This is a genomic window from Bacillus sp. SIMBA_074, assembly GCF_046534555.1.
Classification (GTDB): Bacteria; Bacillota; Bacilli; order Bacillales; family Bacillaceae_G; genus Bacillus_A; species Bacillus_A mycoides.
In genome coordinates, this window is record NZ_JAWRYM010001203.1 from 1 (window position 1) to 237 (window position 237).

Annotated in this window: 1 pseudogene; it reads right to left on the bottom strand. The window is 41.8% G+C overall.

The window, feature by feature from the left end:
* Positions 1-237 (bottom strand): annotated as a pseudogene (gene ddl / locus SB773_RS34535) (D-alanine--D-alanine ligase); the annotation flags it as partial.

Genomic DNA, 237 nt, shown 5'->3' on the forward strand with positions numbered 1-237 from the left:
TGTTTTTCTTGATGACGTTCCAAGGCAAGTTTCACGAGTTTTTCAATTAACGCTGGATAGTCGACACCTGTGTGCTTCCACAATAATGGAAACATACTGAAAGGAGTGAACCCGGGCATTGTATTCACTTCATTAATATAGATTTGGCCCTCTTCCGTTAAGAAGAAATCAGCTCGAACCAATCCAGAGCAATCCAATGACTTAAAGGCCGTAATGGCCATTTCAGATAAAGCTGCG